The organism is Methylobacterium sp. Ger2507 (genome assembly GCF_055231875.1).
In genome coordinates, this window is the sequence record NZ_JBUYVC010000001.1 from 3,337,501 (window position 1) to 3,357,994 (window position 20,494).

Annotated in this window: 18 protein-coding genes (1 of these 18 cut by a window edge); 7 read left to right on the forward strand and 11 right to left on the reverse strand. The window is 71.4% G+C overall.

The window, feature by feature from the left end:
- Both ACV7NL_RS15445 and ACV7NL_RS15450 read left to right on the forward strand, forming a co-directional pair.
- Positions 1–1,483: the 3' portion of a type I secretion system permease/ATPase gene (locus ACV7NL_RS15445; RefSeq protein WP_056180959.1), read on the forward strand. Its footprint begins 257 nt before the window's first position; the window shows 1,483 of its 1,740 coding nt (coding positions 258–1,740); its start codon lies beyond the left edge, outside the window; it ends in the stop codon at positions 1,481–1,483.
- Positions 1,483–2,832, forward strand: a complete 1,350-nt coding sequence (locus ACV7NL_RS15450) for an HlyD family type I secretion periplasmic adaptor subunit (protein WP_247637403.1) — start codon at positions 1,483–1,485, stop codon at positions 2,830–2,832. The genes ACV7NL_RS15445 and ACV7NL_RS15450 overlap by 1 nt, the downstream gene beginning before the upstream one ends.
- A 43-nt stretch (positions 2,833–2,875) precedes the next feature.
- On the opposite strand, the gene ACV7NL_RS15455 is transcribed toward ACV7NL_RS15450, so the two are convergent.
- From ACV7NL_RS15455 to ACV7NL_RS15475, 5 genes are all read right to left on the reverse strand, one after another.
- Positions 2,876–3,727: an alpha/beta hydrolase gene (locus ACV7NL_RS15455; RefSeq protein ID WP_247637404.1), complete on the reverse strand. Its 852-nt coding sequence runs from the start codon at positions 3,725–3,727 to the stop codon at positions 2,876–2,878.
- Entirely contained in the window at positions 3,720–4,637 is a 918-nt protein-coding gene (locus tag ACV7NL_RS15460; RefSeq protein WP_463356133.1) for a polysaccharide deacetylase family protein, read from the reverse strand. The genes ACV7NL_RS15455 and ACV7NL_RS15460 overlap by 8 nt, the downstream gene beginning before the upstream one ends.
- A gap of 109 nt (positions 4,638–4,746) precedes the next feature.
- Complete coding sequence (locus ACV7NL_RS15465; protein ID WP_056180968.1) at positions 4,747–5,526, reverse strand: ABC transporter ATP-binding protein; 780 nt, start codon at positions 5,524–5,526, stop codon at positions 4,747–4,749.
- The gene (locus ACV7NL_RS15470; protein ID WP_082504277.1) at positions 5,519–6,388 is read right to left on the reverse strand and encodes an ABC transporter permease; all 870 of its coding nucleotides are present in this window, start codon (positions 6,386–6,388) and stop codon (positions 5,519–5,521) included. The genes ACV7NL_RS15465 and ACV7NL_RS15470 overlap by 8 nt, the downstream gene beginning before the upstream one ends.
- Positions 6,385–7,344 (reverse strand): ABC transporter substrate-binding protein, encoded by a 960-nt coding sequence (locus ACV7NL_RS15475; protein WP_463356134.1) that lies wholly within the window; start codon positions 7,342–7,344, stop codon positions 6,385–6,387. The genes ACV7NL_RS15470 and ACV7NL_RS15475 overlap by 4 nt, the downstream gene beginning before the upstream one ends.
- A gap of 149 nt (positions 7,345–7,493) precedes the next feature.
- On the opposite strand from ACV7NL_RS15475, the gene ACV7NL_RS15480 reads away from it, so the two are divergent.
- Together ACV7NL_RS15480 and ACV7NL_RS15485 are read left to right on the forward strand one after the other, a co-directional pair.
- The gene (locus ACV7NL_RS15480; protein ID WP_056180971.1) at positions 7,494–8,402 is read left to right on the forward strand and encodes a LysR family transcriptional regulator; all 909 of its coding nucleotides are present in this window, start codon (positions 7,494–7,496) and stop codon (positions 8,400–8,402) included.
- Complete coding sequence (locus tag ACV7NL_RS15485; RefSeq protein WP_463356135.1) at positions 8,399–9,535, forward strand: hypothetical protein; 1,137 nt, start codon at positions 8,399–8,401, stop codon at positions 9,533–9,535. The genes ACV7NL_RS15480 and ACV7NL_RS15485 overlap by 4 nt, the downstream gene beginning before the upstream one ends.
- Before the next feature lie 16 nt (positions 9,536–9,551).
- Here ACV7NL_RS15485 and ACV7NL_RS15490 read toward each other — a convergent pair whose 3' ends face one another.
- From ACV7NL_RS15490 to ACV7NL_RS15500, 3 genes are all read right to left on the reverse strand, one after another.
- Complete coding sequence (locus tag ACV7NL_RS15490; RefSeq protein WP_463356136.1) at positions 9,552–9,929, reverse strand: pilus assembly protein TadG-related protein; 378 nt, start codon at positions 9,927–9,929, stop codon at positions 9,552–9,554.
- A gap of 147 nt (positions 9,930–10,076) precedes the next feature.
- Positions 10,077–11,090, reverse strand: a complete 1,014-nt coding sequence (locus ACV7NL_RS15495) for an HD-GYP domain-containing protein (RefSeq protein ID WP_463356137.1) — start codon at positions 11,088–11,090, stop codon at positions 10,077–10,079.
- 190 nt (positions 11,091–11,280) lie between these two features.
- Positions 11,281–12,531: a GGDEF domain-containing protein gene (locus tag ACV7NL_RS15500; protein ID WP_463356138.1), complete on the reverse strand. Its 1,251-nt coding sequence runs from the start codon at positions 12,529–12,531 to the stop codon at positions 11,281–11,283.
- 345 nt (positions 12,532–12,876) lie between these two features.
- Here ACV7NL_RS15500 and ACV7NL_RS15505 point away from each other — a divergent pair, with 345 nt between their 5' ends.
- Positions 12,877–13,647, forward strand: a complete 771-nt coding sequence (locus ACV7NL_RS15505; RefSeq protein ID WP_463356139.1) for an OmpW/AlkL family protein — start codon at positions 12,877–12,879, stop codon at positions 13,645–13,647.
- Positions 13,648–13,671: 24 nt separating this feature from the next.
- Here ACV7NL_RS15505 and ACV7NL_RS15510 read toward each other — a convergent pair whose 3' ends face one another.
- The 3 genes from ACV7NL_RS15510 to ACV7NL_RS15520 all read right to left on the reverse strand — a co-directional run bounded on the left by ACV7NL_RS15510 (position 13,672) and on the right by ACV7NL_RS15520 (position 18,919).
- A complete protein-coding gene (locus ACV7NL_RS15510; RefSeq protein WP_463356140.1) occupies positions 13,672–17,124 on the reverse strand; it encodes an AAA family ATPase in 3,453 nt (1,150 codons plus the stop codon).
- A 315-nt stretch (positions 17,125–17,439) separates the two neighbouring features.
- Positions 17,440–18,690, reverse strand: a complete 1,251-nt coding sequence (locus tag ACV7NL_RS15515) for a metallophosphoesterase family protein (protein ID WP_056180991.1) — start codon at positions 18,688–18,690, stop codon at positions 17,440–17,442.
- Positions 18,691–18,784: 94 nt separating this feature from the next.
- A complete protein-coding gene (locus tag ACV7NL_RS15520; protein WP_274533540.1) occupies positions 18,785–18,919 on the reverse strand; it encodes a hypothetical protein in 135 nt (44 codons plus the stop codon).
- Positions 18,920–19,197: 278 nt separating this feature from the next.
- Here ACV7NL_RS15520 and ACV7NL_RS15525 point away from each other — a divergent pair, with 278 nt between their 5' ends.
- Both ACV7NL_RS15525 and ACV7NL_RS15530 read left to right on the forward strand, forming a co-directional pair.
- Entirely contained in the window at positions 19,198–19,650 is a 453-nt protein-coding gene (locus ACV7NL_RS15525) for a hypothetical protein (RefSeq protein ID WP_463356141.1), read from the forward strand.
- Between the two features lie 382 nt (positions 19,651–20,032).
- The gene (locus tag ACV7NL_RS15530) at positions 20,033–20,488 is read left to right on the forward strand and encodes an Rrf2 family transcriptional regulator (protein WP_247637257.1); all 456 of its coding nucleotides are present in this window, start codon (positions 20,033–20,035) and stop codon (positions 20,486–20,488) included.
- Positions 20,489–20,494: the final 6 nt, after the last annotated feature.

Sequence of the window (20,494 nt, forward strand, 5' to 3'; positions counted from 1 at the left end):
CGGCGCGGCCCTGGACGAGTCCCTGAGCGGGCGCGTCTTCGACATCGTGGTGCGCGCCCCGCTCAAGGGGGCCGCCCCCGGCGACGGCCTCCTGCCCCTGCGGGACCTCGATGCCCTGCGGGCCTTCCTCGGCGGGTCGGGTCCGTCCGCCTTCTTCGATCTGCCCTGGATGCCGATCTACCTGCTGATCTGCTTCCTGTTCCATCCCCTGATCGGCGTCGCCGCCCTGATCGGCGCGGCCGTGCTGGCGATGCTCGGCCTCCTCACCGACCGGGCCACCAAGCAGCCGGCCCAGACCGCCACCGGCCACGGCCTGCGCCGCAACGGCCTCGCCGAATCCGGACGCCGCAACGCCGAAGTGCTCGCCGCCATGGGCATGCAGGGACGCTTCGCCACCCGCTGGGCGATCGCCAACCGCGACTACATGCTGTCCCAGCAGAGCACCTCGGACATCGCCGGCGGTTACGGCGCCGGGTCCAAGGTCTTCCGCATGGCCCTGCAATCCGGCGTGCTGGCGCTCGGTGCCTACCTCGTCATCAACGGTCAGGCCTCGGCCGGCATCATCATCGCCTCCTCGATCCTGGTGGCGCGGGCGCTCGCCCCGGCCGAGCTCGCCATCGCCAACTGGAAGGGCTTCGTCCAGGCCCGCCAGTCCTGGGCCCGCCTGTCCGAGCTGTTCGCCCGCATGCCGGCGGGGGACAGGCCCCATCCGCTGCCGGCCCCCATCCGTTCGCTCCAGGTCGAAGGCATTAGCGTGGCGCCGCCCGGAACCCCGCGCCTCGTGGTTCAGGACGTCACCTTCGCGCTCCAGGCCGGCCAGGGCCTCGGGATCATCGGTCCCTCGGCCTCGGGCAAGTCGAGCCTGGTGCGCGCCCTGGTCGGCGTCTGGCCGGCCCTCCGGGGCAAGGTCCGGCTCGACGGCGCCGCCCTCGACCAGTGGACGGCCGACGATCTCGGCCCCCATATCGGCTTCCTGCCCCAGGAGGTCGAGCTGTTCGCCGGCACGGTGGCCGAGAACATCGCCCGCTTCGATCCGCAGGCCCCCTCCGAGGCGGTGATCGCGGCCGCCCGCGCGGCGGGCGTGCACGACCTGATCCTGCGCCTGTCCGAGGGATACGACACCCGCATCGGCGAGGGCGGGGCAGGCCTCTCCGCCGGCCAGCGCCAGCGCGTCGGCCTCGCCCGCGCACTCTACGGCAATCCCTTCCTGGTCATTCTCGACGAGCCCAACGCCAATCTCGACGCCGAGGGTGAGAACGCCCTGACCCAGGCGATCATCGGGGTGCGCCGGCGCGGCGGCATCTGCGTGGTCATCGCCCATCGGCCGTCGGCGCTAGGCGCCGTCGACCTGATCCTGATGATGGCCGAGGGCCGGGTCCAGGCCTTCGGACCCAAGGACGAGGTGCTCAAGCGCGTGCTGCGCCCGGCCTCGGTTCCCGTCGAAACACGGGCCGCCCCCGGCGCCCTGCAGGAGAGTGCATGATGGCCGTCGCCCTCAGCCCGACCGATCTCCATCCCGCCCTGACGGCGCCGCGCCCCACCGCCCAGGGCTCGATCCGCCGCCACCTCGCCCTCGCCCTCGGCCTGGGCGCGGTGCTGGTGGTCGGCGTCGGCGGATGGGCCACTTTCACCTCCATCTCCGGTGCCGTGATCGCGCCGGGCCAGCTCGTGGTCGAATCCGACGTCAAGAAGGTGCAGCACCCCACCGGCGGCGTCGTCGGCGAGCTCCGGGTGCGCGAGGGCTCGCGGGTCCAGGCCGGCGACATCCTCATCCGCCTCGACGAGACCCAGGTCCGGGCCAACCTCGACATCGTCCTCAAGGCGCTCGACGAGCTCTCGGCCCGACGCGCCCGCGACGAGGCCGAGCGCGACGGAGCCGAGCAGATCACCTTTCCGCCCGAACTTCTGGCGCGCGCGGGCAGCGACCCGGCGGTGGCCCGCCTGATCGAGGGAGAGACCCGGCTGTTCACGTCCCGCGTGGCGGGCCGCGAGGGCCAGAAGGCGCAGCTGCGCGAGCGCGTCCAGCAGTTGCGCGAAGAGATCAAGGGCCTGACCGAGCAGGTCGCCGCCAAGGCCCGCGAGGTCGGCTTCATCACCGGCGAGCTCACGGGCGTGCGCGAACTCTACGCCAAGAACCTGGTGCCGCTGGCCCGCGTCAACGCCCTGGAGCGCGACGCCGCCCGCCTCGACGGCGAGCGCGGACAGCTCGTCGCCGCGACGGCCTCGGCGCGGGGCAAGATCGCCGAGACCGAGCTGCAGATCCTGCAGATCGACGGCGACATGCGCACCGAGACCGGCAAGGACCTCGCGGAAATTCGCGGCAAGTGGTCGGAATACGTCGAGAAGCGCGTGACCGCCGAGGACCAGCTCAAGCGGGTCGACATGCGCGCCCCGCAATCGGGCACGGTCCACCAGCTGACGGTGCACACCATCGGCGGATTGGTGACGCCCTCCGAGGCCGCCATGCTGATCGTGCCGGAGGCCGACCAGCTCGCGGTCGAGGTCAAGATCCAGCCCCAGGACATCGACAACGTCCGCATCGACCAGCCGGCGGTGCTGCGCTTCTCCGCCTTCAACCAGCGCACCACCCCGGAGATCGACGGGGTGGTGAGCCGCGTCTCGGCGGACGTGACCACCGATCCGAAGACCGGGATGAGCTTCTACACCGCCCGCATCCGGGTGCCCGAGGATCAGAAGGACCGCCTCGGCCCCCTGCGGCTGGTGCCGGGGATGCCGGTCGAGACCTTCATGCAGCTCGGCAACCGTTCCGTGCTCAGCTATCTCACCAAGCCCCTGACCGACCAGATCGCCAAAGCGTGGAAAGAACGCTGACGCCGGGCGCCTCCAAGACTCGGGGCGCGAATCCGCCCGCGGCTCACGCGTGGGCGAGCTCGGCGGCAAGGCGGGCCAGGGCCCCCTCCGGGTCGATCAGGGTCTCGAGGATCGAGAAATGATCCGCCCCCTCCAGCGCGAGGCAGCGGGTCTCGAGACCCGCCGCGGCACGGGCGGCGGCATAGTCCCGTGACTGGCGCCGGAGCTCGGGCAGCTCGTCCGCCCCGTAGGCGAGGACGAGCGGAGCGCCAGGGCGGGTCATCCGGCGGATCGGCGACAGGGTCTCGACCTCCCCCGGCGTGAGGCGAAGCGCCTCGTCGAGGGTGGTGCCGCGGATCGGCGCGAGATCGAAGATCCCGCTGATCGCCAGGCCCGCATCGGCCTCGGGCCCGTCGAGCGCCAGGGCGGCGAGGTGTCCGCCCGCCGACCAGCCCGAGACCACGAGGCGCCGGCGCCCGAGACCGGCCGCCGCGTCTCCGGCGCGCAGGGTGCGCAGGGCCGACCGAATCTCGGCCGCGATCCGGGTCAGGGAGGCATCGGGTGCCAGGGTGTAGCCGATCAACGCCACGTCGAGGCCGAGGGCCATCGGTCCCTGCGCCAGGCAGGCGAAGCCCTCCTTGGCATTGCGCTGCCAGTAGCCGCCATGGATGAAGGCCAGGAGCGGCGCTCCCGGGCGGCCGCAGCCGAAGCGGTCGATCCGGTTGCGCGGCCCGGCACCATAGGGTGGGCCCGGATCGTAGGGGAGGTCGAGGCTGTGGCCCGGCCGGGCCCGGAAGGCTGCGCTGCGCGCCCGCCATTCCGCGAGACGGGCGGCGCTGTCGGCCACCGCGGCGGAATTGTCGTAGGCCCGGCTCAACGCCGCGCGATCGAGGTCGCGCCACTCCGCCTCAGGCATCATCGCCGGTTCCCCGATACCAATCGACGAGGTCGCCCCCTTGCGCGAACCAGAGGTCGTCGCGGGCGCACAGCGCCTCGAGGAGCCGCTCCAGCAGGCCGATGCGGTGAGGCACCCCGGTGATGTAGGGGTGGATGGCGAAGCTCATGACCTTCGCGCCGCTCAACGGTCCGTCGCCCGCCGCTTCCGCCGCGAGGCGATCGACCTGGGCCAGCGCCCGGGCCACGAACTCGTCGGCGCGATGGTGCTGGATCGCCAGCAGGGGGATGTCGTTCAGTTCCACCGAATAGGGCAGGGCGATGAGGGGCTTCGTGGCCGTCGTGATGCGGCTGGGCCGGTCGTCCACCACCCAGTCGCCGACATAGTCGAGGCCTGCGGCGGCGAGGTGGTCCGGGGTGTCGAGGGTCTCGGTGAGGCCGGGGCCGAGCCAGCCGCGCGGGTTGGCGCCCGTCACGGCCCGGATCGCCGCGAGGGTGCGGGCGATCATCGCGGGCTCGTCCGCGATCCGGTGGGTCGGCACCTGGTGGAAGCCGTGCCCCATGAACTCCCAGCCGGCGGCATGAGCGGCTTCCGCCACGCGGGGATAGGCCCCGCAGACCGAGCCGTTGATCGACAGGGTCGGGCGCAGGCCCCGCGCCGCGAAGGCCGCGAGGACGCGCCAGAACCCGACCCGCATCCCGTATTCGTGCCAGCCCCAGTTGGCGAGATCGGGCAGCAGCGGCGCGCCCGTCGGCGCCACCAGGATCTGGCGCGGCATCGGGTTGTCGATGAGCCAGTGCTCGACATTCACCACCGGCCAGATCGCCACGTGCTTACCTCCCGGCAGGACGAGGCGGGGGCGGTCGATGGCGGCCCGGTAGGCGAGGCGATGCTCGGGGCGGCGGGGATCGGAGATATCGGGTTCGGTCATGGGCGGCGATGCGGCGATGGCGATGAAACGCTGGGTCGCGGCGGCGGCCCGTTCAAAAGAGGCGCGTCCCCCTCTTTCTTCGAGAGAGACGACCCGTCACGGCCGCCCCTCACGCCGCCACGCGGCCGTGGTGGCTGTGAAGCTGGGCCGAGAGCATCCGGCGCACGTCGTTGAAGGCCGGGCTCGAAACGTCGCGGCGGCGGGGCAGGGTGATGTCGTGGACGGCGTCGATGCGGCCGGGGCTCGGTGACATCACCACCACGCGGTCGGCGAGGAAGATCGCTTCCTCGATGGCGTGGGTGACGAAGAGCACGGTGAGCCCGGTGCGACGCCACAGGTCGAGGAGTTCGTCCTGCAGGCGCTCGCGGGTCATGGCATCGAGGGCCCCGAACGGCTCGTCCATCAGCACCACCTCCGCCTCGTTGGCGAGGACGCGGGCGATGGCGACGCGCTGCTTCATGCCCCCCGAGAGCTGGTGGGGATGCGCGTCCGCGAAGGCACCGAGGCCGACGAGGTCGATGTAGCGGGCCACCGTGTCGCGGATCTCGGCCGCCGGACGCCCGCGCGATTTCGGACCGAAGCCGATGTTGTCGCGGACCGAGAGCCAGGGGAACAGGCCGTAATCCTGGAACACCATGCCCCGCGAGGAATCGGGGCCCGCAATGGGCTTGCCCCACATCAGGGCCTCGCCGGAGGTGGCGGACTCGAAGCCCGCCGTGATGCGGAGCAGGGTGGACTTGCCGCAACCCGAGGCGCCGAGCAGGCAGACGAACTCGCCGCGCTTCACCGTGAGGTTGGCGCCCTTCAGGGCCGTGACGGTCTTGCCCTGGACCGCGAAGGTCTTTCCGACGTCGCGGATCTCGAGGATCGGGAGGGTCGGATCACCCATGAGAAGGACTCCAGGCGAGGAGACGGCGGCCGATCCCCATGACGATCCGGTCCGACAGGAAGCCCGCGACGCCGATGACGATCATGCCGCAGATGACGATCTCGGTGCGGGAGAGCTGGCGCGCCTCCATGATGATGGCGCCGAGGCCGGTCTGCACACCGGTCATCTCGCCGACCACGATCACCACCCAGGCGAAGCCGAGGCCGAGGCGCAGCCCCGTGAAGATCGACGGCAGGGCGGCGGGCAGCACCACCCGGGCGAACTGGGCCGAGCCCCGGCAGCCGAGCATCGCGGCCGCCTCGAACAGCCGTGGCTCCACCGAGCGCACCCCGAAGATGGTGTTGACGAGGATGGGGTAGAACGCCCCGAGGAAGACCAGGAAGTAGGCCGAGCGCGGCCCGAGGCCGAACAGGATCATGGCCAGCGGCAGCCAGGCGGTGACGGGCACCGGCCGCAGGATCTGGAAGGTCGGATCGAGCAGCTGGCGCATCAGCGGCACCCGCCCGATGAGGAGACCCAGCGGCAGCGCGAACAGCACCGCCAGGGCGAAGCCGCCATAGACCCGCGACAGCGAGGCGCCGAGATGCGTGAGCAGGGTGGCGCTGAAGGCGTCGTCGTTGATGCCCCCCACGGCGAGGTCGACCAGCGCCGTCCACACCTCGGCGGGCGGCGGGATCAGGCTGTAGGCCCGGCCGGTGGTCAGGACATGCCAGACCACCACCAGCACGGCCGGGATGGCGACCGCCAGGGCGGCCTCGCGCAGGCGCCCCCAGGGTAAGCGGCTCCAAGTCAGCGCGGGGCGCGGACGGGGCGCCGCCTCCGGCACGGGGGCCGCCGCGACGGCGGCCTGTGCCGGGCTCACGCGTCCCTCATCGCGTCGACGAAGCGGGTGTCGATGAAGGTCGAAAAATCGGGCAGGCGCTTGATCTGCTTCAGGGCCAGCATGCGGTCGGCATAGACCTTGGCCTGGGCGATTTCGGTCTCGCCCAGCTTCCACTTCAGCTCGACGTTCGGGGCGGAGAGTTCCAGCGCCTCGCGCTTCTGGCCGAGCTTGGCCACCGCCATGGCGATCATCGCCTCGCGGTTGCCCTGCGCGAACTCCGTGGCCTTGCGGTGGATCTCCAGCATGGTGCGGACGATCTCGGGCCGCTGCGCCGTGGTGTCGGCATGGGCGCCGAACACCATGTTGAGGGCGCCCATCTCGGTGCCGTAGGGATACTCGACGAGGGTGCCGATGCCGCTGGCGAGGCTCACGCCGGGGGCCGGCTCGGCGCCCACATAGGCGTCGATGTCGCCGCGTGCCAGCGCGATGTGCATCTCCGAGAACGAGATCCGCACCGGCGTGATGTCCTTCACGCTCATCCCCTCCTGGCGCAGGCGCTCCAGGGCGAAGACCTCCTGGGTCGAGCCGGGCCAGAGGGCGACGCGGCGACCCTTCAGGTCCTTGAGGGTGGCGATACCCGCATCCTTCTTGGCAATGATCGCCATGCCGCGGTTGCAGGTGGAGGCGATGATGACGAGGGGCTCGCCCGCCGCCGCCCCGAGGGTGCCGGCCGCGATGCCGAAGGTCCCGAAATCCACCGACTTCGTCACCACCGCGTTCTTGCACTCGGTGGGGCTCTCGAACGGCACGACCTCGACCTTGTACCCGGTCGGGGTGAACTGCTCGTAGAAGTGCGGTGCGATCGAGTGGATCAGCTTCAGGGAGCCCATCCGGATCACCGTCGGGCCTTGCGCGCGTGCCGGGCGGGGGAGGCCGAGGGGCGCGGCCAGGATGCCAACGCCGAGGCCGGCCAGGAGGGTGCGACGGCGGATCATGGCAGGGCTCCGGAAGGCACGTCTCGTGTGCCGAGGCTCAAATCTCGTAGACCGAGGCTAGGGCTGTCGCCTGTTGCACGCGAGTGCTGTTTCTTGACTGCCCCGTTGCCGGTCGGGCAACAGGGTGGCGTGACGGTCGGGCTCCCGCGATGAAGCACTTGCGCATTCTCACCTACGTGGCCGAGGTTGCCCGGCACGGCGCGATCCGCCGGGCGGCGGAACGGCTCAACATCACGCCGTCCGCCTTGACCCGGCAGATCCAGGACATCGAGTACGAGCTCGGCACGCCGATCTTCGAGCGGGTGGCGCAGGGCATGCGCCTGAACGCCGCCGGCGAATTGCTGGTGCGCCACATCCGCGACCAGCGCGCCGACCTCGACCGGGTGCGCTCGCAGATCGCCGACCTGTCGGGGGTCCGGCGCGGCCACGTGGCGTTGGCCTGCAGCCAGGCCTTCGTCAACCACGTGGTCCCGGACGAGGTCGAGGCCTACCGGGCGCAATTCCCGCAGGTGACCTTCACCGTACAGGTGCGCGACCACGTCCAGGCGGTGGCGGCGCTGGCGCAGTTCGAGGCGGATCTCGCCCTGGTGCTGCAGCCGCCGCCCTCCGCCGACATGCAGGTGCTGTTCTCCTGCCGCCAGACCCTGTGCGCCCTGGTCCGGGCCGGGCATCCCCTGGCCGCCGAGGCCGGGCCGGTGCGCCTGCGGGACTGCCTCGCCCACCCGATGGCCCTGCCGGACCGGTCGCTCGCCATCCGCCACCACCTCGACGACGCGCTGGCCCGCCGCGGCACGCCGCTGACGCCCGTCATCGAGTCGAGCTCGCTGGAATTCCTGCGCAACCTCGTCCTGCGCGAGGACGCGGTCAGCCTGCAGGTGCCGAGCGGCATCCCCGACGATCCGCGCCTGCGCTTCCGCCCCATCGACGCCCGCGACCTCGCCCCGATGACGCTGATCCTGGGACAGTTGCGCGGTCGCACCCTGCCGGTGGCGACGGCCAAGTTCGCCGACCGCTTCGCCAGCAGCCTGCACCAGCGCTATGGCCTGGAGGCCGCGTGACGGCGGAGGCGGGGATGCGCCTGCGCGACGGTGTCGTCTCGATGAACGCTGCGGCGCGCGGACGACGGGCAGCGGCGGGCTGGATCGGCCTCCTGGCGACCGGCGCGGCCCTGGCGGTCGCGGCGGCGCCGGTGCTCGCACCCGCTGTCCTCGCGGGCCGCCTTCTCGCGGCGACCGACGATCCCGGCACCCTGGCGGAGATCCGCCTGGAACGGGCGGCCACGCCGCAGCGCCTGGCAGCGGGGCTCGATGCCGCCCTCGCGGCCGAGGACGAGGATCTGGCGCTGAGCTTCCTGGCTCTGGCCGATGCCCGCGGCCTCCCCGTCGATCCGGATCGGCGCCTGCGCGTCGAGGCCCTGGCGCAGGGACGGGTGGCGCGCGCGGCGCGGGATTTCGCCACCGGCGCGGTCTCGGGCGAGGCGGAGGGAGCGGCGGGTCTCGCGGGATCGCTCGCCGCCGACGTCACCGGCCTCGGCGACATCCGCGACCTCCTGCGCGAGGGAACGCGCTACGCTCGTGCCGAGCCCTACGATCCGCTTCTCCTCGGCATGGCCCTGGTGGGCCTGCCGCTCACCGTCGCCACCTGGACGGCCGGAGCCGGGGCGGGCCCGCGTGCGGGCATGACCGTGCTGAAGGTCGCACGGCGCGGCGGCCGGCTCTCACCGGCGCTCGCCGCGAGCCTCGGCCGCACGTTGCGCGCCGGCCTCGATCGCGAGGCCGTGGCCCGCGCGGTCGCCGCTTCGTCCCGCCTGGACCTCATCGGCGCGCGGGCCGCCGCCGGTCTCGCCATCCGGCCCGGTACGGTGGCGCGGCTGACGACCCTGGCCGGCGATGCCGTCGTGCTCGGGCGCCGGACCGGCCAGCGCGGCGTGCTGCAGGTGCTCGGTCTCGCCCGCGATCCGACCGATGTGGCCCGCGCGGTCCGCCTCAGCGAGCGGCTGGGACCCCGCACCCGCGCCGCCCTGGCGCTCCTCGGGCGTGGGGCGCTGGCACTGGCCACCGGGCTCGCGGCCCTGGCGAACGCCCTCCTGGCGGGCCTCGCCTGGTGCGTCGGGCTCGCCCTGTTCTGCCGTCGCCTCGGGCTTCTCCTCGGGCGCGCGCTGTGGCGGCGGCCCGCACGCCGGGATGCCTGAACGCGATCTTGGCCCATCACGGTTTCGCCCTGGCGGTGACGGTGGCGGTCGGCGCGAGGGTGCCTGCTGATGGGTCTCGGGAGGGAGGGGGGGCGAGGCGGAGGTGCGTCGCCCTGCGCCGCTCCTTCGCGGTCCGGATCGCCGCCGCATCGTCGGCATTCGCGAGCTTGAACGGGTTGACGCCCGCGATGCCGCCGCTGTCGGCGGCGCGCTGGAGCTCGGCCCGCCGTTTGACCAGCGAGGCATAGTCGATGGCCACAGCGCTCAGACCCGTCAGGACCGGGAAGACGAGGGCTGCAAGAACAAGGACGCCGCCGCTCTGGCTCGCGCGAAACCCGGCAGCAGACTTGATAGCAGACGTGGTAGCAGGCGTGGCGGCTTTGTCGGCTCTCATGAGGCCACGTTGCCTCAGGACCGTTTATCGACATCCTGAGCTTGTTTGCCGAAAACTTCCATTCATCGCCCGGTGGCGCGGATCAGGATTAAGGCAAATCTTCCTGACGCGAGAAATAACGGGAAATGGGAATGAGTCCGGCCGGCCTCATGCCCGGCGGCCGAGTCCCTTCAGAAAGGCATCGACGCAAGCGGGATCGAAATGACGACCGGATTCCGCCTGGAGGTGGAGCACCGCATCCGTATGCGACCAAGCCTTCTTGTAGGGCCTGTCGGAGGTGAGCGCATCGTAGACGTCCGCCACCGCAACGATCCGCCCGGAGAGCGGAATGTCCTCTCCGCTGAGACCGGCCGGATAGCCGCCGCCATCCCAACGCTCGTGATGGGTTGCGGCGATCTCTGCCGCGAGCTGGACGAGGTGCGAGGCGCTGCCTTCGAGGATGCGGCGGCCCCGTTCGGCATGCGTCTCCATTTCGCGCCGCTCCTCCTCCGACAGGCGTCCGGGCTTGCGCAGAATGGCATCCGGAACGCTGATCTTGCCGACGTCGTGCATGGTGGAGGCGAGACTGAGTTGCTCCACCCTCTCCGGGGCAAGCCCCAGTTCTTCGGCGATCAGGGTCACGGATTCCGCGACCCGCGCCACATGGTTGCCGGTCTCCGTATCGCGATGTTCGGCGGCCTTCATCAGCAGGTTGATGATCTCGCGCTCGCGCGCGGCGATCAGCGCCGTGGCGGCCTTCACCTCGCGATCGAGCCAGGCCACGCGGTCGATCTGCACCCGGCGCGCCTGGTTGAGGGCCAGAAGGTTCGTGACGCGGGACCGCACCTCGATGGGATCGAAGGGCTTGTTGAGAAAATCGGTGGCCCCGGCGGCGAGGGCCTCCCGGCGCAGGCTGCGCTGGTCGAGGCTCGTCACCATAATCACCGGAACGTGCTCGAAGCCCGCAACCATGCGGGCGGTCCGGATGAAGTCGATGCCGCTCATGCCCGGCATCTCGAAATCGCAGATCGCGACGCCGATCTCCTCCGGATCCTCGCGGACGAAGGCCAGGGCATCCGCGGGATCGAGGAAATCGCGCGGGATGCAGCCCGGCAGGTCGCGAATGGCCTCGACCATCAGCAGGTTGTTGAGCGGCGCATCATCCAGAATGAGGACGAACATCGGAGCAACCCTGGTTCCATCTGCCGTGTTGAGGGTTTCCTGACCGGGAAGGCCTATCGCCCGGGCGCTTAACGAAAGCGCCCGGGCACGAGGGGTCCTCCTGGATCGGAGATGAGAGCGCAGGCCTCACCGAAGGCCGAGCAGCTCAAGCGCGCTGGTCGGCCCAGGATCACGCCACAAGATCCCGCACCTAGACCAGACGCAGTTCGGCGAGCGGCAGGGCCGCAGATGGCAAGGGTACGAGCGACAGGTCGACGCCCTGGACCGCCAGCCCGGATTCCGGTGGGGGCGTCGGCTCGCAGCAGACGCGATTCCGGCCGTCGGCCTTGGCCCGGTAGAGCGCGGTGTCGGCCCGTTGCGTGACGCCCTCGAAACTCGGCTCGTCCGGCCCCATCATGGCGGCCCCGATGCTGACCGTCACGGGCAGCGCCCCGGCCGGAAGGAGAAACGGCCGGTCCGCGACGCTCACCCGCAATCGTTCGGCGACGAGCCGAAGTTCCTGCGGATTGGCGCCCGGAAGTACGACGAGGAACTCCTCGCCGCCCCAGCGCGCGATCATGTCCGTCGCCCTGAGGGCGGCCTTCATCCGGGCCGCGAACGCGGCCAGGATGAAATCCCCGCCCTCGTGGCCATACCGGTCGTTGATGGACTTGAAGCGGTCGATGTCCAGGATCAGGACGCCGCCCACCGGATGCTGGCCCGGGGCCGGGAAGCGGTGCCGCAGCATCTTCTGCAGGCCGCGGCGGTTGGACAGCCCCGTGAGCGGATCGGTCTCGGCCTGACGCAGCAGCGTGCGATTGGCCCGCTCGGCCGCCATCGCGACGTATCCGAAATAGACGAAGACGCCCATGACCTGATCCAGGATCATGGAGGCGCGCTCGCTCTCGGCCGAGGCCATCGGCCAGTCGGTCCCGACCAGGACCAGGATCGAGGCGATGAAGACCAGCGCATAGGACCCGAAAGCGAAGGACTCGATCGACTGCGACCAGAGACGTTCGGTGCCGGGCGACAGGCGCACCGTCTCGTAGGCCGACAGGAGGACCACGACGAGGCAGCAGGCGAAGACGGCGGCGAAGGCCAGCCGGGTGGAGGCCTCGGCCCAGAGCAGGAGCGGCGGGAGGATGCCCGGAAGGGCAACCAACGCGAGGGCGAGATCGATCCTCACGGGGCGGCCGAAGAAGCTGCGCAGGCCCGTCCAAGACAGGACCAGACTTCCGCCGTACAGCCAATAGACGATCATCGTGATCCAGAACGGAGGCGAAGTCTCCGAAGGAACCCGCATCATGATGAGCGACCCGAGCATCGACGCTCCCATGGCGCCCATCCATTGCCAAAGATACGTCTGCTGGCGCTGGCTAAGGGCCATCACGAGGAAAACGACGACGTAGGCGCACCGACTGGCAGCGCTGGCAAAGTGCAGCGTATAGAGATCAAGCATCATTGCATATCGCTCCCGGCAAGAACGAACTCGCCGTCAAACAATCCTTCCGGTCACTGATGACGATCATAGCTCTTCTCATTCAAGAGAAACCGAGATCCCCGGGGACGCACATCATCGGCACACATCGATATTCTGACTTTTATCTGAATAATATAAATGCAACCGGTAGTTATTCACCTGCAAGACCCTAGAGACCGACATTTAAAGACACGGAAATCAGCATACTTAAGAGTTTTATCAATTCTCCTGGCTAGGTCATGCCTGGACCCCTCGGAACGCTTCGCCGCTCCGGTCCTTAGAGCCCCCGAGATCGTCGCGCGGTCCGGACCTCCGAAAGCACACCCCATGTCGACGCTCCCCGCTCCCGCAAGCCTGGTCCTCTCCGGTTGCTTGGCCGGCGGCTTGGCCCGCAGCTTGGCCCGCAGCTTGATCGGCGGCTTGGCCGGTTGCCTCGCGCTCGCGCCGGGAGTCGGGGCTGCCCAGGCGGCGGAGCCGCCCCCGCGTTCCCTCGATACGGCGGATCGGTCACCTCCGCCCCCCGACAGAACGGAGACGGGCCTGCGGGCCGGGGACTGGCTCGTGCGCGGCCGCCTGATGGGGACGATCCCCGTCGAGCAGACCTCCCGCATCGCCATCGTGGGCGGGCAGAACAAGACGCCCACCGCTCTCCTGCCGGACGGCGACGTGTCGTACTTCCTGACGGATCACATCGCCATCGAGGGCCAGGTCGGCGCGGTCCGGATTCGCCCGAAGATCCGGAATTCGCTGGTCGGCGACCTGGCGATCGGATCGATCTGGAACGCCGCCGCCATGGCGATCGTGCAGTATCACCTCCTGCCCGGCGCGCGCTTCAATCCCTATCTCGGGGTCGGCGTCGCCGTGACCGCCCCCATCGCGATCAACCCGGCGAAGGAGATTCCCGACTTCTCGCTCAAGGCGCAGACCAGCGCCGTGCTCCAGGCCGGCTTCGATTATCACCTCGTCGGCAACTGGTTCGGGAACGCCTCGGCGAAGTACGTCTTCGTGCCGCGCCAGTCCTACACGATCGCCGGCGTGGCGGTCGCGGTCGACCTGAACATGTTCGTCGTGGGTGCGGGCCTCGGCTACCGCTTCTGAGCCGTCCCGTCCGGCCGGCGCGCCTTACAGATCGAGCACGTCCACCGCATCGCCGAGCCGCGCCCGGGCGAGGTCCGCCACGTGCCGGTGGTGGGTGAACAGGATCGGCTGGATCGTGTCGCCCACCGCCGCGAGGGCCTCGAGTCCGTGGGCCGTGCGGGCATCGTCGAAGGTGAGGAAGAGATCGTCGCCGATGAAGGGGGCGGGCTCGGCGCGGGTGGCGTAATCCTCCAGGTAGGCCAGCCGCAGGGCGAGGTAGAGCTGGTCGCGGGTGCCCTCGCTCAGGCCCTCCACGGGAACCAGGGGGCCGGTGGCGCGCCGGCCGGCGAGGCGGGGCGTGTCGGAGGCGTCGTAATCCTGGGCGAGGCCCGAGAAGGCTCCACCCGTGAGGGCCCGGAACAGGTCGCCCGAGCGGGTGAGGAGCGGGTCCTGCTGGCCGGCGCGGTGGCGGCCGATGGCGGTCCCCAGCATCAGGCTGGCGAGCTTGAGCACCGCCCAGTGCCGGGCATTGGCCTGAAGCTCGGCCTCCGCCGCCTTGCGCTGGGCGAGCGCCAGTTCGGCGCCGATGCCGTTCTCCAGTTCGGCACGGCGGCGCTCGTGCCGGTCGCGATCGGCGAAGGCGATCTTTCCGCGCCGGTCGAGGTCGTCCTCCTCCGCCGCGAGATTCGCGAGCAGGCCCTCGATGTCGTCGCCGGTCAGGGCGGCGCGTTCGTCCCGCAGGTCCGCCTCGGCATGGCCGTCGGCCATGCGCGCCAGTTCGGCCCGCCGCTCGGCAAGCTCGGCCTGGCACGCCCGGCGGGCGGTCAGGCGGGCATGCAGCACCTCCGGATCGGTGCCGGGCGGCAAGGCGCCCGCCGGCCCCTCCGCCAGCAGGCCGGCGAGTTCGGCGCGCGCGCCCTCCGCCGCCCGGGCCGCCTGCGCCCGGGCGGCCTCGGCCGCGTCGCGCTGGCGCGCCAGCTCGGTCCGGCGGGTCTCGCCCCGGAGGGCGTTCTGCAGGCGGGTGTGGAGCGCCTTCATCGCGGCCGTGGGGGGCAGGGCGGCGAGATCGGGCGCGACCGCCTCGGTCAGGCGCGCGACCGCGCCCCGATAGGCGTCGAGGTCGCGCAGGATGCCGTTGACCCGGGCGAGGCGGTTGTCGCGCTCGGACAGGGCCGCCGGCACCGCCCGCCACGCCACGAGGGCCGCTTCGGCCTCGTCCGGCCCGGCCTCGGCCGCCAAGCCGAGTTCGGCGAGGGCAGGCCCCCAGGCCGTGCGCCACGCCGCCTGCCGAGCCACCCCGTCGGCAAGGGCCGCCTCGGTGGCGGCGATCTGCTCGGCGGCCGCCTCGGCGCGGCCCTTGGCCTCGCGCACCGTGTCCCAGCGCTGGGCGAGTTCCGCGAGCCGGTCCTCGAGCCGGGCCAGCATCCGCCCGACATCGAGGCCGTCGAGGTCGGACAGGCCGGCCCGGCGGCTGAGATCGGCGAGTGGCGCCCGGCAGGCCTCGACCCGGGCGGCCATGCGGGCCTGCTCCAGCCGGGTGGTTTCCAGACCCTGGGCCGAATCCTGGAGGGTCTCGACCTCGGTGAGCCAGGCGGCCATCTCGGCCGGGGCGGCGGGGTCGATTCCGCACGGCGCCCAGGCCGCGCGCCAGGCACTCGCGCCCTCGGCGAGGCGGGCGTCGCAGGCGGCGAGCGCCTCCGCGGCGGCGGCGGCCTCGGCCTGCTCGGCCTCCAGGCTGCGATGATCGGCATCCTGCTCGGCGACACGGGCGGCATCGGCGACGAGATCGTCGGCCGCGCGATCGGTGGCGGCCAGGGCCGCGCCGAAGCGGGCGAACTCCTCCGGCGCCCCGCCGGGGAGGGCGGCCAGGAGCCCGTCGCGGCGGTTGCGCAGGGCCAGGAGGTCGTCCCGCGTCGGGATCGGCCGCCCGGCGGCGCGGGCCCGCAGACGGGCCTGGCGCTGGGCCACCGCCGTCTCCGCCACCGACAGCCGGTCGGCGGCCCGGTCGCGCTCGCGCATCGCCGTGTCGAGGGTGCGCCGGTATCGCGTCACCGCCTCGGCCGAGGGTGGGCGCCCGGCGGTGAAGGCCGCCAGATCCGGGATCGGGGGGCTGAGGCGCGCGGCCTGCGTCCGGATCGAGGCGGCCTCGCGGGTCAGGGCACCGTCGAGGTCGTCGCGCCGGTCGAGGTCGCGCCGCAGGGTGGCGAAGGGCTTGAGGTCGGCCCGCAGCGGAGCCGGATCGACGAGGCCGCCGGCGCCCTGAAGGGCGGCGGCGAGCCGATCCCGCTCGCTGCGGCGTGCGGCGAGGTCCTGGCGCAGGCGGGCGAGCGCGGCGGCGTCCTCGCGGCCGGCGCGGATCAGGCCCTCGATGCGGGTGCGCGCCGCGTCGGACGGCTGGCGGGCGCGCAGGGCCTCGGCATCGGGCAGCCCGATCCGGGCCGCGAGCTGGGCCAGTTCGCGGGCGAAGCCGTCGGCCTCGCCCTGGATGCGGGGCAGGTCGAGGCCACCCTTGTCGAAGCGGTCGGTGCCGCGGAAGGCCTCCAGGATCGCGTCTGCGCGGGCGAGCACACCCTCGTCCACCGGCACCTGCTCCAGGGCCAGGACCGCCTCGGCGGCAGTGGCCTCGGTGCGGGTGACGGCCTCGCCCGTCGCCCGCAGGCTCGCCAGCGCCTGTCCGAGCCGATCGATCCAGGCCTCCGGGACGGTGACCAGATCGGCCTCGGCCTCGGCCCGCAGGGCCACCGCGTCGATGGCCTGGAGCAGGGGCCCGACCCGGCGCAGCCGGGCGAGGCGGGCCTGCTCCACGGCGAGGCGCCCTCGCGCCGCCTTGATCTCGTCGAGTGCGGCGCCGGCAGCCTCGATCTCGCCGTTGAGGTCGCGCCAGTCGCCGGCCCGGAGTTCCCCGGCACGAATCGCCTTGCGGGCCTCGTCGTAGCGGCCGAGCGCCTGGTAGAAGGTCCGGCTCTGGGCGGCGCGCGGCATGAAGATGCCGGCGGCCTCCCCGTCCAGTTCGGCCTGGAGGCCGCTATAGCCGCGCAGGCCAGAGGCCGCCGCGAACAGGCTGGCGCCGACCTCGCCCTCGGCATCCATCATCTCGGCCGCCCCCGCCCGCAGCGAGCGGGCGTCGAGGCCGAAGGCGCGGCAGAACACGTCGCGCGACAGGCCGCCGAGGAAGGGCGCCAGGGCGTCCTCGGGCAGGGCCGCGTCGGCGGCATCCACGAGGGTGTTCCGGGTGCCCTTGCGCCGCCGGAAGCCGAGGCGGCGACCGTCGGCGGCCCGAATCTCGGCGCCGATCCGCATCTGGGGCATGTCGTGCAGGAAGTCGTAGCGGGTGCGCGTCTCGATGCCGAACAGGAGATCCGTGACGGCGCTCAGGGCCGAGCTCTTGCCGGCCTCGTTGGCCCCCAGAACCACGTGCAGGCGCGCATCCTCACGAAACGTGACGGTGCGGCCCGTGAAGGGGCCGTAGCGTTCGAGGGCCAGCGAGAGGAGGCGCATCGGGACCTTGGGCGGCGAGTGTCCGGGAGTCGGGGCCAGACGTTTGATCTCCGCCGGCGATCTCCGCAAGCGGCCGGTCGGGCCCCGCACATGGCAGGCCCGTCACCCCGCCATCTCCCGAGCCGTTTTCCGGAACGTACGCCGGAGACATGAGCCAGGGACGTGAGCCAGGAACGTGAGCCAGGGACGTGAGCCAGGGACGGGCGCCGGTTGCGGACCAGCGACACGCCCGCTCCGCCGAGCCGCCGTCTGGCGTTTGTCAGGGAGCTAAGTGGAAACCGGTTCTCCCGACAGGACAAACGAGAACGAAAGCCTCTAGCACGTGCGGCCGGAGAGGCGACCGAGGATCACCGCCTCGGCCTCCGCGCAGAGCGCATCGAGGTCGGCGCCGAAATCTTCCGCCTCGGCGAGGCCGCCCGGCATCTTGGCGGTGATCTCGGCGAGCGCCGCCCGGGCGCGGGCGCGGAACTCGGGGTCGCGGTCCACCGCCTCCAGCAGGGTAGCGGGATCGATGGCCGCGAAGGCGTCGGGCCGCGCCTCGGTGACGGCGCGGCGCGGGCGGGCGGTCTCGATCCTCAGGCGCTCCAGCCAGAGATCCTCGTGGATGCGGTGGGCAGCGGCCTGAATCTCGGCGGTGAGCCCGTCGCGGTCGGCCGCGAGGCGGTCATGGGCGGGGGTCTCGCCGTGCAGCCGCACCCGCACGGCCATGAGCCGCTCGGCGGCCGCCGCGCCGAGGGGACGCAGGGCCTCCTCGATGGCGACGACGGCCTCGCGCTCGCCGGCCAGACCGGAGAGATCGACCTCCAGGTGGTGGAAGCGGGCCTGGTCGACGATCAGGCGCTCCACGCCCTGGACCCGTCCGTCGGCGACGGACACCGCGACGGCGCCCTTGGGGCCGCATTCGCGGATGCTGCGCCCCTGGAGATTGCCCGGAAACACGATCCAGGGGTCGCGGGCGAGTTCGGCGTAGTCGTGCACGTGGCCGAGCGCCCAGTAGGCGTAGCCCCGCCCCGTCAGGTCCGCCACCGAGCAGGGGGCGTAGGTGGCGTGGGCCGCATGGCCGGTGCAGGAGGTGTGCAGGATGCCGATGTTGAACCAGCCCGGAAGGGCGGCCGGGTAGGTGAGGGCGTAGTTCTCCTCCACCGCCCGGTTGGGGAAGCTGCGCCCGTGCAGCGCCACCTTGAGCTCGTCGAGGCGGTGGGTCTCGGCCCGGGTCGCGGAGAAGCTGCGCACGGAGGCCGGCAGGGTGATGGAGCGGGTGATGACGCTCTCGGCGTCGTGGTTGCCGCGTACCAGGATCACCGGGATGCCGGCCCGGTCGAGGCGGGCGACCTGCCGGGCGAAGAACAGCCCGATGGTGTTGTCGGACCAGTCGCCGTCATAGACGTCGCCGGCCACGATCAGGAAGGCGACGCTCCGCTCGATCGCAGCCGTGACGAGGTCCTCGAAGGCCCGTCGGCCGGCCGAGGCGAAGCGCCGGGCGATGTCCGGATCCTTGAGGGCGAGCCCGCTCAGCGGGCTGCCGAGATGCAGGTCGGCGGCGTGGATGAAGGTGAAGGCGGACATGCTCGACGGGTCGGAGGCCTAGAGCCGGGCCGGCAAGGTCGCGGGTTTGGCCACCGAATGCAACGGGGCCGCGAAAGACCCGATGCGGAAGACCCTACAGGAAGTGGCGGTACACCACGTTCGTCTCCGATTCCGGCTGACGGGCGGCGTCGCTGCAGGTCGCGGCCGCGAACGGCGAGATCAACGCGAAAACGGCCAGGAGCCAGCGGATCGAACCTGCGACAAGCATGGGGAATCTCCTGGGCCGGATGTGGAACGAAGCGTCACCTGCGATGTCTGGGGCCGAGGCCCGCCTTGTTGTAGGAAGGCGGAGGGCCGGTCGGCGGTGCCCTGACGCACGCGCCCCGCATCGGGCCTGCCTTGTGGATGACCGCCATCACCAGAGGCGGGGCGCCGAGTTTGGGCGTAGGGCTGCGCCTCGGTGAGATCGTCGAGACGTCCAAAGGAGCATCGATTAAACAGCCCTCGATCCTGGATCGCGTCCGCTTCGCGAAATGCCGAGCGCTGATGGAGCGCGGCGCCACGTCCGGAGAAAGGGCGGCGGCACGCGCCGCCGCGACCCGAGTGGCCGCGGCGGCCGGCCTGAGCCTGGCCGAAGCGCTGGCCCTGGTCGATCGAGCCCATGCGCCGCGACCCGGCTCGGCGGATGCGCCGCGCCGGCCCCAGCCCACCGGCCCCTCCCCGTGGACCCGGCCGGACCCGGCCCCGAAGCGGGCTGGTGAGCCGAAGCCGCCTCCCGAGCCGATCACGGCCAACGAGGTGCGACGGCAGAAGGAGGCGGACGAGGCCCGGCGGAAACGGGCGGCAACCCGCGCGGCGAAGCGACCGCGCCCCGTCGATCCCGCATGGGAGCATTGGTCCGCCGAGGTCCGCGCCGCCCAGGCCGCGCGGGACCGGGACTGGGCAGAACGCCGGCAGTCCGGCACCGCCCCTCGGTCCTCGACACGCATCTCCGAGTGATCGCGACAGCTTGGCTCGCACCGGCCTGAAGCGAGCCGTGTAGGCCGAGACAGTCTGGGCCGAGACTGCCGGGACCAGGGTCGTCGACGATCCGGTCCGGTCCCCTCAAAAAAATATAACAAACATCAAATTTTGCAGCAGGACTCCCTGTTCGATCAGACTTTATTTGTGATACACATCACTAGGAAGAGTATAGCGTCGAATATTTCCGCTGAGCGATATTCAATTTCAATGCAACCTACGGAATATCGCGGCCGATCTGGGGAGCCTGAAGGCAATTCCAGAGAGGATGATGGCGGAGAGGGTGTGAAACCCAGCTTGAACACTAAGCGGGGGCCGAGCGCTTCGCGAAGTTAAACTTGGCACGTCCGAAGGAATCCCGATGCGGCTCACGCTGTACACCGATTACGCCATCCGCATCCTGATGTATCTTGGCGTCAACGGCGAACGTCAGAGTTCGACGGCGGAGATCGCCCGCGCCTATCGGATCTCGGAGAGCCATCTCACCAAGGTGGTTCACAAGCTGGGACAATTGGGAATGATCCGGACCATGCGCGGCCGCGGCGGCGGGCTGCGGTTGGGAAAGCCGGCCGCGGAGATCCGTCTCGGCACCGTCATCCGGGCCACGGAGGAGGATTTCGCGATGGCGGAATGCTTCGCCGGAGGCGCCTGCCTCCTGACTCCGGCCTGCCGCCTGCGGCAGGTTCTGGCGGATGCGCTGACCGCGTTCCTGACGGTTCTCGACCAGGTCACCCTGGCGGATCTGATCGGCGAACCGCGGGCCGAGATCGCCGACCTGCTCGGCCTCGAGCCATCCCACGCCCGGGCGCTCGCCTGAACCGGG